This is a genomic window from Dyella sp. 01N448 (assembly GCF_056399225.1).
On record NZ_JBFTQX010000001.1, the window covers coordinates 454,856 to 467,624 of the forward strand.

Here is a 12,769-nt window from a genome sequence, read left to right on the forward strand (position 1 = left end):
GACCGTGGTTCAGGCAACACGAAACCGTGCCGACCAAGTCAGCAAACCAAGCCAGTCATTCCAAACGAATCCACTTCGCGACAGCCGATGTCGGCTGCGTACCCCAGCGGGACCGAAAGCGAACAGCGCCCCCGCGAACACCCCGGCGCAAGAGCCTACGGTAGCCGAGGTTAAGGTGGCGTCGAACTTTGAAGTCAGGGCTGGCGGAGACGCAAGCCCATAGCATCGCGGCAGTATCTGATGCCGAACAAACACGGACGGCTAAACGTTCGTGATTTGCATCGGCTCTTGCAAGGCAATGCTTGAGCCTCGGCAGCTCAAAAAGCGACTGGCGCCGCGTATTCGACGGTGTGGCGACGCGATGTGGCCAGCTTTGATTTATCGAAGTTGCAGCTGCATGCCTCAACGTCGGTCGCGGATTTGTCTATGCCTTTCATCCTAAGTAAAGCGCGTAGTTTCACGGATTACTCCGACGTCGCTGATATGGCAGTGTCACGTGCCCGTGGAGCGCGTACAGAAGATGACGAATGGTATTCGTGAATGTCTCCTGCCCGGCTTTCACGGTCGCCCCAAATGCGGATGCGTGAGCACTCGCGTTCCCCGTTGCCTGCTGGCACGGCACGGTGGAGCGCGCTGGATCGAGCGGCGATCTCGAATGCGCAAGGAAATGGGATAGCCGTCTGGCAGAACGTCCTGATAATTCTCTGGAGAACGTCAATGGAAGCAAATGACATTCGATTGATTGCGCTGGTCAATCGCCTGACCGATGCGTTCTATCCCAACCCGGATGATCCCGGTCCGGTCGGGCCGTGGGGACCATGGATCAGGGATGCGCTCAACGAGGGGCCACATCCCGAACCCTGGCGCAGAGCAGCAAGCACGGAGGACGATGACTGGTGGAAGAACAGTCCCGTAGGGCCACATCCGGGGCCACCTCTCAGGGCGATCCTTGCCGCACTGGCGGGGTTGAACGGCCTTTTCGACAATGAACTCACCGCCGGGGGTAAGAGACCTCATCCCAACTGGCATGGCGGCGGGTTATTGAGCGATCTTGTAGCGCTCAATCCTCAGCCACTGCCCCCGAAGGCTGGTGGAATTGGATTTGCGAGAGCCTTGGCATTCGTCGCGCTGCGGCGCGCGCGTGAGGCCGGTGGTGAGCAGGGTGCCAGTCTGCTGCGCCAGTTTTCTGAGGACTGGTGCGGCACCGTCATCCCGCTTCCAGGTCTGCCGAAACCTCACGACCCGGGCGAACCCCGCCCGCCTCGTCCAGAGGAATCGCTCGTGTTGGGCGCAACGCTGATTCGAGCGGCTCGCTTGAGCGAGGTCGCGACGCTGAAGCATGCAGCAGAAGAAGCAGGACAGCGGATCTTCAATTACGGACTGTCCGGCCTCGCCTGACCAGGAACGGGGTCAGCTTAAGTTCCGCGATCGAAGGGCAGTGAGGAACTCAACCTGATCCCCGTTTCAATCGTCGATTTCGTTCAGCCGTCTTTGAAATCAGCCAGCGGCATGGATGCCACTACCCATGTTGCCCCTCGCATTTGCGGATCTCTCTTTCTGGTTATTTACGCCCCCGGCAGACCGAGTAACCTGACCAGGCTACGTTCCTCTACGGAGCCTTGGCCATGCGCAAGTTGTTGAAGTACGCAGTACTCGCCGGGGCTGGTGTTGCACTCACCAGTTCGTCGCTTGTCACGTCTTATCTATCCCAAGCAAGGACTCTTGATCCTGCTCTGCTGGCCACTGCGATGTGTGGCAGCGGGTCGGCCACATGGTCTCTGACGCGCCACCTGGCATTTGCATCGGCTGTTGCCGGGCCAGCGGGCGTTGCATCGGCGCCCATGCCGCTCTTCGCCGATCTCACAGGATCTCGGCTCTTGATCACGACGCGTAGCGAGCAGGCCAGGCGCTACTTCAATCAGGGCTTGGTCCTCACCTACGGTTTCAATCACGCGGGAGCGGTGCGCTCATTCAGGGAGGCGCAGCGGCTCGATCCGGGTTGCGCGATGTGCTGGTGGGGCGAGGCACTCGCGCTGGGACCCAATATCAATGCTCCGATGGACGATCGCGACCGGACCAGCGCGCTGGCTGCGATGGATCGGGCGCTCGCACTTCGCGCGCACGCATCGCCACTTGAGCAGGCGCTGATCGACGCCATTGCGCGCCGCTACTCTCGCGATGCGAAGGCTGATCGTGCCGTGCTCGATGCGGCCTATGCCGACGCCATGCTGGATGTCGCGCGTCGCTTTCCGAACGACGACGACGTCGCGGTGCTCGCCGCGGAAGCGGCGATGGATACCAGCCCATGGAACTACTGGGAAGCCGACAAGCGAACGCCCGTAGGGCGCAGCGGTGAGGCCGTTGCGTTGATCGAGAAGGTGCTTGCCCGCCATCCGGAAAACCTGCAGGCGGCTCACCTCTATATCCATCTCATGGAGAACAGCGCCGATCCACGCCGCGCCGAAGCGGCTGCGGATCGTTTGGCGCAACCGCTCGCTCCGAGCGCGGGACACCTCGTCCACATGCCGGCGCATATCTATGCATTGACGGGGCGATATGCCGATGCCATGAGGGTCAACGTTGCGGCGGCCCGATCCGACGAAGGGCTGATTCGCCGTACCGATGACCACAGCCTGGTGCGTTACGGCTACTACCCGCACAACATCCATTTCATCGTCGCCTCGGCCCAGATGGCCGGCGACATGGACACCGCTATCCGCGAGGCCGGTCGACTGCGTACCGTGCTCGATCCGGAGACGTCCGCGCGCATTGCCTGGGTGCAGGCGATCGATGCTGCGCCTTATCTGGCGATGGCGCAGTTCGCGCAAGCCGAGGCGATACTCGCCATGCCACCGGCGGATGCGCGTCTTCCCTATGCGGTAGCCATGCGCCATTACTCACGCGCAGTCGCCCATGCCCAGCGACAAGATCGTGCCGCCTTCGACAGCGAACTGAGGGCGCTCGCCGCGCTGCGTGCTTCCGATGCGTTCGCGCCGATGATCGAGCAGGGGGTACCTGCACCCGATCTCCTTCTGCTTGCCGAAGCTGTCGCGCGTGGCAGATTTGCGCACGCGCAAGGCCGCTTCGACGAGGCAGCGGATCACTATCGCGAAGCCATCACGCTCGAGCGCAAGATTCCCTATCAGGAGCCCGCGTACTGGTACTACCCGGTCAGCCAGTCGCTTGGCGCGGCTTTGTTCGGAGCGGGGCGATTTGAGGAAGCCAGCCGAGCATTCCAGGCAGCGCTGCAGCAAACGCCGCAGAACGGCTGGGCGTTGTATGGACTGGCCCAAAGCGAAGATGCGCTGGGCCATCAAAGCGAAGCGGCCGCGGCGCGAGCGGCTTTTCAGCGCGCATGGCTCGGTGATCCATCGTGGCTGCGCATGGAGCGGCTGTGACGCGCAACGGATAGCAGCTCAAAAGGCCATTGATCGCATTTTCAGCGCGCGTCGAGCAGCACACATCGGTGCTGCTCGGGATGCAGTGCATTGGTGCTGCAAGCGATCAGGCGATCGACCAACCACCATCCACCAGCAATCCATGCCCCGAAACAAACGGCGCGTCATCGGAAGCCAGGAACGCAACGACATTCTGCATTCGCTACGCCTTTCCCAGCGGCGCCATCTTTGGTTGGGAATTCACCAAGGCGGGCGAAGCCATCCAGGTGGACGTCGATGGACCACTCGCCCTGGACAGCCAGGAACTGATGGTCGATGCCGCGGCGCAAGGCGTAGGGCTTGCCTATGAGTGGGAGGATCGCGCTGCGCCTTATATCGCCGATGGTCGACTTCGATACTGCCTGGAGGATTGGTGCACGACGGAGGAAAATCTGTTCCTCTACTTTCCGAGTCGCAAACATCAGTCGGCGGGTTTGAGAGCACTGATCGAGGCGATCAGGGCGTAAAGTCGGATGGACTGGATGGCGCGTCGGATGGCGCTCGTGGAAGATCACTAAGCCTTATGCCTATGGCCATGCGCACTACTGCGAAGATCGAAGCCTTCCTGGAAGCACTCTACTCGGCGCCGACCGCCGGTATACCGCACGTCTTCGATCCGTGGAACGCTATCTCCAGCGACGACATTGCTCCCGCCGCGATCGAAGGCCGCCGCGAACGCCTGAGGCTGCATCTGTCTGCTCCTGCACCGAGGTTGCTGCTGGTCGGCGAGGCGCCAGGCTATCAAGGCACACGGATCACCGGTTGCCCGTTCACCTCCGAGGCTCTGCTGCTGGAGGATGGCGTGCCGCGTATCGGAAAGTTGCACGGCCGACTTACTTCGCGGCGGCTACCCTGGCGCGAGCCATCGTCCACCATCGTGTGGCACGCGCTGCGTGAACAAGGTTTGATGGATCACACCGTCCTGTGGGGCGCCTTCCCATGGCATCCGCACGGCGCGACGCCCTTGTCGAACCGTGCGCCCAACGAAGCGGAGAAGGCCATGGGCGCGGCACTGCTGCAGCAACTGATGGCTGCGTTGCCTGGCGTGACCGTGGTGGCCGTGGGCAATGTCGCCGCCGATTCGCTGCGCAAGCTGGGCGTACACGCCGACAAGATCCGCCATCCTTCCAATGGTGGCGCGACGATGTTCCGCGCCGGACTTGCCTTGGTGGCGCAGCAACTCTGATGGCAAGGGCGACGTGCCGCGCGAACGCTTTCGACCATGAGAAGCACGGTTGGATCCGCGCTATGGCTTGACCCGCGTCAAGTACGCCTTGAACGAAGTCGCCCAGGTTCGGCCGCCGTCCCTGGAGTAATCAATTTCAAAGCGGTGGGAGTTGGTGGTGATGTCCGACCAGACGCCACGCACCAGCACGGTACGTCCCTTATAGACGGACGTGCCGTATAGCTCGCCGCGACCGTCCTTGAAGCTGCCAGTCGTGGGAGCCTCGAACGCTCCCGTATCGCCGTCTATGTAGGTCTGGCTCCATTGCCCGGCCTTGGCGTTGTAGACGAAGAGCGTGGCGCCCTCCCAGTGTCCATCCGGGCCGTCGGCCTCGATCTCCTCCAGCCATGCGCGGCCATTCCAGACCGGCCGCGCCGTCTTGGTGCCGTCCATGGTGACCGTGTGAGTCCCGCCTTCGAATGGGTCGAGTACTTGCGTCACGTGCGTATGCCACGCACCGCGAGCGAAGTCGAAGTCATGGGACCCGTCGCGCGGCGTTTCGGCCCTTGCACTCAGGGACAGGCAGGCCAGGACACCTGCCAGCATGCCTCCACCTAATTGCAGTCTCCACGTCATCGTTTTCTCCATTTAGCCAAGCCTGAGGCGTGACTCTAGGGAAAACCGATCGTTCCTGTGGGGCCAATGAGGAGAAACTCGCGTGGTCCACTTCGATGGGCGCGAGTTGGACGCGGGGCGCCAGGTAGCGAACGACCGGGCGTGGCTAGAGCACGCGGCGCAGCGCCTTGAGCCCTTGTTCGATATCGTTGAGGTCAACCGCCCCGTAGCCGAATACCAGTCCTTCCGATGTTGGCGAGCCGAAGAAATAGCGCTCGAAGGAATGCAAATGCACGTTGGACTCCGACAATCGTGCCGTGACGCGTTCCAAGCGATGGGGTTGCGTCGCGGACGCCGACACGTGCATGCCGTAGTGCGACTGCATCGGCGATAGTTCTTCGGAGAAATCCGCTCGGAGGATGTCGACCAGTAGATCTCTGCGCTTTCGAAACACATCACGGAGCTTGCGTACATGTTGCGCCAGGTGGCCGTCCGCGATGTAACGGGCGACGGCCATTTGCGTCAAGGTCGGGCAATGCCAGTCGAGACAGTTCTTGGCCGTGACCAGCGCCGACATGGCCCATGGGGGCGCCACGATGAAGCCCAGGCGCAATGCGGGAAACATGCACTTGGAGAAGGTTCCCACATAGAACACCTCATTCGCGGTGGCCGTTGAACGCAGCGCCTGCAGCGGAGCGCCGTCGTAGCGGAACTCTCCGTCGTAATCGTCCTCAATGATGACCGCGCCATGCTTGCGGGCAAAGTCGAGCAATGCCGATCGCCGCCGCATCGACATGGAGACGCCGAACGGAAACTGGTGCGACGGACAAACGCACACGATGCGTACCGAGTCCGGCAAGGCGTGAACCACCAGTCCTTCCGCGTCCACCGGTATGGGTACTACCTTCGCGCCGGCAGCGAGAAAGGCCGCACGCATCGGTGGATAGCCAGGATCCTCAATGGCGACTGTCGTAACCCCTGGGGTCACCAGCACTCGGGCGAGCATATCGAAGGCTTGTTGCGCGCCGGCGGTCACCAGCACATCGTCGGGCTCGCAGACAACCGCACGCGACACGCCGATATGCGTCGAAACGGCTGCCCGCAACGGGTAGTGCCCCTGATTGCCCTGCGGGCTCTTGAAGGCGGGAGGCTTCAATTCCATTCGCCGGAGTTGCTTGGCGCTGACCCGGCGGAATATGTCGAATGGAAACAGGCGCGGATCAACCAGCGCGGGACGAAAATCCAGACACCTCGCGGTGCTTGTCGAGGTTCCCGGTTGACTGTCGTTCCAGAAATTCAGCGCCTGTGCCAGCTCAGGTCGCGACCACAGCGCATTCAGGCGTGGATCGGGCGCTTGCCGTGTCGAGGGCCGCTCACGCGGCGGGCGTTTTTGCTTGGGCAGTACGTAGGTTCCCGAGCCTTGCCGGGACTGTACCCATCCTTCGAGCGCCAGTCGCGCATAAGCCCGGGCAACCGTGTTTCTTGAGACGCCGAAAAAGGTCGCCGACTGACGTTCCACCGGGAGTTTGGCCCCAGGGACCAAGCGACCATCCAGGATGGCGGCACGCAATTGCGTGTAGACGGCTGCCGCCGAACGGCGGCTCCCCTTGGGCGGGAGTTCGAAAGCAATTTCGAACAGGCTATTCGTATCCAGCACATCACTTGCCACGAACTGCCTCCGAACTGGCTCAAGCGCACGGGGAGGTGAACAAGCTACTGCAGCGGAGCGGGTCCTGCGCTTCCAGCGGTTGCCAATCAACGCGGAGCAAGCGGGACCATCCTGCATCGAGGTACGACCGAGCGCCATGTTCAGGCGCTCGGTGTTGTAAGTCCATAGCCCACACGTGATCGAATCCCGCGCGCCATCACCCTTGGAACAGGCTTGGAGGCTGCGCGCTGGCGGGCGATCACCTCCATGCCGAACTTCAGGAGCGTGGCGGCAAGTAGATGGGCCGCGCTGCTGCCAAGCCTTGCTTCACCTGCACGCTGCGCTCATCGGCCAGCACTTCATCCTCGCCCGCTTCGAGCCCGTCGAGCGCGCGCTTGACGATGTCCTCCGACGTCGACTTCGGGGCATCGAAGTCACGGGCAAGATCGGTATCGACAAAGCCCATATGCAGCGCCGTCACCTGCGTGTTCTGTCCTGCCAGTTCGAGGCGCAGCGCATTGGTGAGGGACCACGCGGCGGATTTGCTGGCTGAATAGGCGGCCATCGCGCCGCTCACCCACGAGACGACCGAGAGCACATTGAGCAAGGCGCCGCCGCCGTTGGCCTTGAGCACCGGCGCGAAAGCCTTGCTCATGCTCAGCATGCCGTAGAAGTTGGTCTCGAAGATGCGTCGCGTGACGGCTTCGCTGTCCTCGGCAAGAAAGCCGCCGGCCTGGGCGATGCCGGCATTGTTGATCACCAGCGTCACATCCGAGGCGAGCTTGGCGGCAGCCGCCACGTCGTCCGGGTTGGTGACGTCCAGCCGCAGAGGTTGCACACCGGGCTCGGTAATCGTGGCGGGGTCGCGCGCTGCGGCGTAGACCTTGCGGGCGCCGCGGGCGAGCAGCTCGCGGGTGAAAACCAGGCCGAGTCCGCGATTGGCACCGGTGACAAGAACAGTGGCGTCTTTGATGTTCATAGGAAACTCCAGGAGATGGGGGAAAGGGAGTGATGCCGCCTCAGGCGGTCCCGGCCGTGATGAGTTTCGTGACGAATTCCAGAGGTCCCCCGGTTGGCCGGTCGCCGTAAGGGGAGCATGTGTTTCAAGGGCTCATCGCATGGACGCAAAGGCTAGATCCTTTCAAATCCGGGCACTAGACGGTAAATTCGGAAGGCACCCTTTCATCTGGTGAGAGGCCGTGGACCGACTCGAAGCCATGACCGTGCTGCTGACGGCGGTAGACGCGGGCAGCCTTTCCGCCGCCAGCCGGCAGCTGCATATGCCGCTGGCCACCGTCAGCCGCCGCGTGTCGGAATTGGAAGCGCACCTCAATGTCCGCCTGGTGTTGCGCGGTGGGCGGAAACTCGTGCTGACCGATGCAGGGCGCGATTACGTCGCCTCCTGTCGGCAGATTCTGGAAGACATCGAGCAGGTCGAACGCACCGCCGCCGGTGAATACCGCGCGCCGCAGGGTGAATTGATCATCAGCGCGCCGGTAGTGATCGGACGCAATCACGTGGTCCCGGTGCTTGTCGCGTTCCTGCGCAGCGCTCCGCAGATTCGCGCGCACATCCAGTTGAGCGATCAGGTCAGCCATCTGTTGGAGGATCATGTCGATCTTGCCGTACGACTTGGCGCCTTGCCCGACAGCACCCTGGTAGCCACGCGCATCGCACTGCTCGACCGTGTGCTGTGCGCCAGTCCTGCGTATCTGCAGGCACGTGGCGTCCCGCAGAAACCCGAAGATCTTGCTGCGCACGATTGCATCACTTACGTGGGCTACTCGGCGGCGGACATGTGGGAATTCGGCGAGGGTCAGGCCTCGCGGGTGGTCAAGGTGTCATCGCGCCTGAGCGTCAATTCGGCCGAAGCCGCCGTGATCGCCGCCACCGAGGATGGCGGCATCGTGCGTGTCCTGGCCGATCAAGTCGATCATCTGCTGAAAGCCGGCATGCTGGTGCGCTTGCTGCAGGCCTATGAGCCTGCTCCCATGCCGCTGAGCCTGGTGTATCCGGGCCAGCGGCAGATGCCCCTGAAACTACGCGCTTTCATCGATTTCGCCACGCCGCGACTGCGCGAGCGCTTCGGCTATCAACATCCCTGATACGGATGGCAACCCGCTGAGCTTCGGCCACGCCGCTGGCTTGCTGTGATCGAAGTGACTGCGCAACGGGCTCGAATCAATCTAGACTTGCGCGCTTCGTCCCTGGTGCTGTCCCTGATTGCAATGAAACGTCGCTCGATCGTGTGGTGGGTGTTGCTTGGATGTGTGGTGAGTTCGTCGGCCGTCGCTGCGGGTGCGCCGGTGCGGCATGTGCGGCTGGGTGCTTATCGGGTCGAACGCGACGTGAAGCCGGGGCACAATAAAGTCGTGGGCACGCTGACCAACGTGGGTCGCGTGCCGGTGCATTCGGCTCGGGTGAGCTTCCGCTTGTTCGACGCCATGGGTCATGCCATCGGGCGTGCGACGGATCAGGTGCATAACCTCGCGCCCGGGCAGACGTGGAAGTTCCATGCGGTCGCCCGGGGCAATGTGAGCCGGGCGCGCGTGCTGCGTGTCGAGGAGCGGTAACGTCCACGCCGCGGGTTGAATCGGGGGATTTGGAAAGTCCGCGCTCGCGGACGGCTCGATAATGACCGCTCCCCCTTCGAGAACAGCAAAGCATGGAAACGCGCTTTACCGACTCCGGCGTCCGCATGCGTCTTCATTCATCGCGGCACGGCACGCTCAATTGGTTGTTGCTGCCCGGCGGCCCCGGCATTGGTTCGGAAAGCCTGCAGGAGTTGGCCGATGCCATGGTCGTACCCGGCCATATCTGGCTGATTGATCTTCCGGGCGACGGTTCGAATACGGAGCACGCAAGCGACGACCCGTTCGCGCACTGGCCGCAGGTGCTGATCGAAGCCGCGCAGGCCGTTGGCGACGCTGTTTTCGTGGGGCACTCCACCGGCGGCATGTATCTGCTGGCCGCGCCGGCATTGCGCGGCGTGGTTCGCGGCCTGGCCTTGCTGGATACCGCACCTGATTGCGCCTGGCATGCCCAATACGTGGCGATGACCAGGCGCGATCCCCTGCCGGCTTTCGAGCAGGCCGTCGTCGCGTACACGAAGGACCCCTCTGTCGAGAATCTCACCACCTTGGCGGTCACCTCCGCCGAGTGGAACTTCACGCCCGCAGCGCTGGAAGCGGCGCGCGCCCTGCTGGCGCGCATGCCCTATAACCGCGCGGCGGTGGAATGGTCGGACGCCCACTTCGATCACACCTATGCGGCCAGCTGGTGGCCGCTCGACATACCGGTGCTGCGCCTGTGGGGCGAATGCGACCGGATCGTGAGCCAGCGCGGATGGTCGGCCGCGCGCTACAACACGCCCAACGTGATGACGGCGGCGATCCCGGATGCCGGTCATTTCCCGTGGATCGATCAACCGGCGGCCGTCTCCGCTGCCTTCAAGGCGTATGCCGAGCGAGTGCTCACAGGCTGAGCAGGGCGCGGCGAACACATTACGATCACTCGACGAATGGACCATGAGGAAGGGCGCCGCTGCGTTGGCGCTCCCCTCGATCACTCCAGGAGTCGCCCATGAAAGTCGTCACCTCGCTGGCCCTTCTTGCCGCTTCCCTGTGCCCAGCTGTACTGCTCGCCCAGTCGGGCGGTTGCGATGCCAAGCGCCAATCGATCGAGCAGGAAATCACTTATGCCCAGGCCCACGGCAACGCCTCGCGCGTGCAAGGACTGCAGACCGCCTTGGCGCAAGTGAAAGCGCATTGCTCGGATGAATCGTTGCGCACCGATGCCGAACAAAAGGTGGCCAAGGCGCAGCAGAAGGTGGTCGCGCGGGATCAGGAGTTGCAGGAAGCCAGGGAGCAGGGCAAGAGCGCCGACAAGATGGCGGACCGCCAGCGCAAGGCGGACGAAGCCCATGCCCAACTCCAGCAGGCCATGATGGATGCCGAGGCCTTGCACTGATCCCGCGGGATCTTGCCAGCACCGGAGTGGACGCCGCTCCCGCCGAGGCGCAGTCGCATGAAGCGCGGCGCCTCATGCCTGCAAGCGAACCTTTCGTGTCACGTGGCCATTGAATGTCGGGGTTAGAATCCTCATGGTTGAGCTGCGTTCGAACCAAGGAACCCCATGAACGACTCGTCCCACCTGACCCAGCAAGCCGTTTCCATACGAGGCATCAGCAAGACCTATAAGGGCGGCTTCCAGGCGCTGAAGGCGATCGATCTGGACATACGGCGTGGCGAGATCTTTGCCTTGCTCGGTCCCAATGGTGCAGGCAAGACCACGCTGATCAGCATCATCTGCGGCATCGTCAAACCCAGCGGCGGCAACGTGACGGTGGATGGTCACGATGTGCTGCGCGACTATCGCGCGACGCGCTCGAAGATCGGCCTGGTGCCGCAGGAACTATCCACCGATGCCTTTGAAACGGTCTGGGCGTCGGTGCGATTCAGCCGCGGCCTGTTCGGGCGCGAGCGCAACGACGCGCATATCGAGAAAGTGCTGCGTGCACTGTCGCTGTGGGAAAAGAAGGACGCCAAGATCATGACCCTGTCCGGGGGCATGAAGCGCCGCGTGCTGATCGCCAAGGCGCTGGCGCATGAGCCCAGCATCCTGTTCCTGGACGAACCCACCGCCGGCGTCGATGTGGAACTGCGCCACGACATGTGGCAGATGGTGCGCGGGCTTCGCGAAACCGGCGTCACCGTGATCCTCACCACGCACTACATCGAGGAGGCCGAGGAAATGGCCGACCGCGTGGGTGTAATCACGCGCGGTGAGCTGATCCTGGTGGAAGAAAAAGATGTACTGATGCGCAAGCTGGGCAAGAAGCAGCTTTCCATCACGCTGCAGACGCCGATGCAGGCGCTGCCCGAGGGCCTGGATGCAACCGGCCTGGAGCTGGCCGACGACGGCGCCACGTTGATCTATACCTTCGACGCCCAGAGCGAAGACACCGGCATTGCCGAACTGCTGCGCAAGCTGGCCGAGCGCGGCGTGGACTTCAAGGACCTGCATACATTGGAAAGTTCGCTCGAAGATATTTTCGTCAGCCTCGTGCGGGGTGCGCCATGAATCTCCCCGCGATCCGCGCCATCTACCGCTTCGAGATGGCCCGCACCTTCCGCACCCTGACCCAGAGCATCGTGTCGCCGGTGTTGTCGACGTCGCTGTATTTCATTGTGTTCGGCACGGCAATCGGCTCGCGCATGGGCGAGATCGGGGGCACCAGCTATGGCGCCTTCATCATTCCCGGCCTGATCATGTTGTCGCTGCTCAACGAGAGCATCTCCAACGCCTCGTTCGGCATTTATCTGCCCAAGTGGTCGGGCACCATCTATGAACTGCTTTCCGCCCCGGTGTCAGCGCTGGAGGCGATCCTGGGCTATGTGGGCGCGGCCGCTTCCAAGTCGGTGATGCTCGGGCTGCTGATCCTTGTGACGGCGCGTTTCTTCGTGCCGTACAGCATCCTGCATCCGGGCTGGATGATCGTGTTCCTGCTGCTGACGGCGGTGACCTTCAGCCTGTTCGGTTTCATCATCGGCCTGTGGGCGGATGACTTCCAGAAACTGCAGGTGATCCCGTTGATGGTGGTGACGCCGCTCACCTTCCTTGGCGGCGCGTTCTATTCCATCGGCATGCTGCCGCCGTTCTGGCAGAAGGTCGCGCTGTTCAACCCGGTGGTTTATCTGATCAGCGGCTTCCGCTGGAGCTTCTACGGACACTCCGACGTCAACGTGGTGTTGAGCGCAGGCATGACCCTGGGCTTTCTGCTGCTGTGCGCCGTGGCGGTGGCCTGGATCTTCCGCACCGGATACAAGCTGCGCTCCTGAGTCCGGGGCGGGCCGCCGCCCCGATATGCTGGAAGTTCCAAGTGCCCGGGCCGTGACGTCTGGG

Annotated in this window: 13 protein-coding genes; 10 read left to right on the forward strand and 3 right to left on the reverse strand. The window is 62.8% G+C overall.

Features of this window, described 5'->3' with window-relative positions; all coding sequences use genetic code 11:
- Positions 1 to 717 precede the first annotated feature (717 nt).
- The 4 genes from AC1DKY_RS01990 to AC1DKY_RS02005 all read left to right on the forward strand — a co-directional run bounded on the left by AC1DKY_RS01990 (position 718) and on the right by AC1DKY_RS02005 (position 4,623).
- Complete coding sequence (locus AC1DKY_RS01990) at positions 718 to 1,398, forward strand: hypothetical protein (protein ID WP_441611356.1); 681 nt, start codon at positions 718 to 720, stop codon at positions 1,396 to 1,398.
- A gap of 479 nt (positions 1,399 to 1,877) precedes the next feature.
- The gene (locus tag AC1DKY_RS01995) at positions 1,878 to 3,398 is read left to right on the forward strand and encodes a tetratricopeptide repeat protein (RefSeq protein ID WP_441602078.1); all 1,521 of its coding nucleotides are present in this window, start codon (positions 1,878 to 1,880) and stop codon (positions 3,396 to 3,398) included.
- A gap of 29 nt (positions 3,399 to 3,427) precedes the next feature.
- A complete protein-coding gene (locus AC1DKY_RS02000) occupies positions 3,428 to 3,904 on the forward strand; it encodes a LysR substrate-binding domain-containing protein (protein ID WP_441602079.1) in 477 nt (158 codons plus the stop codon).
- Between the two features lie 68 nt (positions 3,905 to 3,972).
- Complete coding sequence (locus AC1DKY_RS02005; protein ID WP_441602080.1) at positions 3,973 to 4,623, forward strand: uracil-DNA glycosylase; 651 nt, start codon at positions 3,973 to 3,975, stop codon at positions 4,621 to 4,623.
- A 60-nt stretch (positions 4,624 to 4,683) separates the two neighbouring features.
- On the opposite strand, the gene AC1DKY_RS02010 is transcribed toward AC1DKY_RS02005, so the two are convergent.
- The 3 genes from AC1DKY_RS02010 to AC1DKY_RS02020 all read right to left on the reverse strand — a co-directional run bounded on the left by AC1DKY_RS02010 (position 4,684) and on the right by AC1DKY_RS02020 (position 7,844).
- The gene (locus AC1DKY_RS02010; protein ID WP_441602081.1) at positions 4,684 to 5,208 is read right to left on the reverse strand and encodes a hypothetical protein; all 525 of its coding nucleotides are present in this window, start codon (positions 5,206 to 5,208) and stop codon (positions 4,684 to 4,686) included.
- A gap of 175 nt (positions 5,209 to 5,383) precedes the next feature.
- Positions 5,384 to 6,886, reverse strand: coding sequence for a MocR-like pyridoxine biosynthesis transcription factor PdxR (gene pdxR / locus AC1DKY_RS02015; protein ID WP_441602082.1), 1,503 nt, complete (start codon positions 6,884 to 6,886; stop codon positions 5,384 to 5,386).
- A 256-nt stretch (positions 6,887 to 7,142) separates the two neighbouring features.
- Entirely contained in the window at positions 7,143 to 7,844 is a 702-nt protein-coding gene (locus tag AC1DKY_RS02020) for an SDR family oxidoreductase (RefSeq protein WP_441602083.1), read from the reverse strand.
- Positions 7,845 to 8,064: 220 nt separating this feature from the next.
- On the opposite strand from AC1DKY_RS02020, the gene AC1DKY_RS02025 reads away from it, so the two are divergent.
- From AC1DKY_RS02025 to AC1DKY_RS02050, 6 genes are all read left to right on the forward strand, one after another.
- On the forward strand, positions 8,065 to 8,970 hold the full coding sequence (locus tag AC1DKY_RS02025) for a LysR family transcriptional regulator (RefSeq protein ID WP_441602084.1): 906 nt from the start codon (positions 8,065 to 8,067) through the stop codon (positions 8,968 to 8,970).
- A 123-nt stretch (positions 8,971 to 9,093) separates the two neighbouring features.
- Positions 9,094 to 9,438 carry an FxLYD domain-containing protein gene (locus AC1DKY_RS02030; RefSeq protein ID WP_441602085.1) on the forward strand — a complete coding sequence of 115 codons (345 nt, stop codon included), beginning with the start codon at positions 9,094 to 9,096 and terminating at the stop codon, positions 9,436 to 9,438.
- Positions 9,439 to 9,563: 125 nt separating this feature from the next.
- Positions 9,564 to 10,349: an alpha/beta fold hydrolase gene (locus tag AC1DKY_RS02035; RefSeq protein ID WP_441602086.1), complete on the forward strand. Its 786-nt coding sequence runs from the start codon at positions 9,564 to 9,566 to the stop codon at positions 10,347 to 10,349.
- Between the two features lie 98 nt (positions 10,350 to 10,447).
- The gene (locus tag AC1DKY_RS02040) at positions 10,448 to 10,834 is read left to right on the forward strand and encodes a DUF1090 domain-containing protein (RefSeq protein WP_441602087.1); all 387 of its coding nucleotides are present in this window, start codon (positions 10,448 to 10,450) and stop codon (positions 10,832 to 10,834) included.
- Positions 10,835 to 10,999: 165 nt separating this feature from the next.
- Positions 11,000 to 11,947, forward strand: a complete 948-nt coding sequence (locus AC1DKY_RS02045) for an ABC transporter ATP-binding protein (RefSeq protein WP_441602088.1) — start codon at positions 11,000 to 11,002, stop codon at positions 11,945 to 11,947.
- Positions 11,944 to 12,705: an ABC transporter permease gene (locus AC1DKY_RS02050; protein ID WP_441602089.1), complete on the forward strand. Its 762-nt coding sequence runs from the start codon at positions 11,944 to 11,946 to the stop codon at positions 12,703 to 12,705. The genes AC1DKY_RS02045 and AC1DKY_RS02050 overlap by 4 nt, the downstream gene beginning before the upstream one ends.
- Positions 12,706 to 12,769 lie beyond the last annotated feature (64 nt).

Bases quoted from the DNA above. Each gene is read 5' to 3' on its own strand.
- AC1DKY_RS02040 (WP_441602087.1), top strand. From the start codon at position 10,448: ATGAAAGTCGTCACCTCGCTGGCCCTTCTTGCCGCTTCCCTGTGCCCA.
- AC1DKY_RS02030 (WP_441602085.1), top strand. From the start codon at position 9,094: ATGAAACGTCGCTCGATCGTGTGGTGGGTGTTGCTTGGATGTGTGGTG.
- AC1DKY_RS02010 (WP_441602081.1), bottom strand. From the start codon at position 5,208: ATGCTGGCAGGTGTCCTGGCCTGCCTGTCCCTGAGTGCAAGGGCCGAA.
- AC1DKY_RS02045 (WP_441602088.1), top strand. From the start codon at position 11,000: ATGAACGACTCGTCCCACCTGACCCAGCAAGCCGTTTCCATACGAGGC.
- AC1DKY_RS01990 (WP_441611356.1), top strand. From the start codon at position 718: ATGGAAGCAAATGACATTCGATTGATTGCGCTGGTCAATCGCCTGACC.
- AC1DKY_RS02050 (WP_441602089.1), top strand. From the start codon at position 11,944: ATGAATCTCCCCGCGATCCGCGCCATCTACCGCTTCGAGATGGCCCGC.
- AC1DKY_RS02005 (WP_441602080.1), top strand. From the start codon at position 3,973: ATGCGCACTACTGCGAAGATCGAAGCCTTCCTGGAAGCACTCTACTCG.
- AC1DKY_RS02035 (WP_441602086.1), top strand. From the start codon at position 9,564: ATGCGTCTTCATTCATCGCGGCACGGCACGCTCAATTGGTTGTTGCTG.
- AC1DKY_RS02020 (WP_441602083.1), bottom strand. From the start codon at position 7,844: ATGAACATCAAAGACGCCACTGTTCTTGTCACCGGTGCCAATCGCGGA.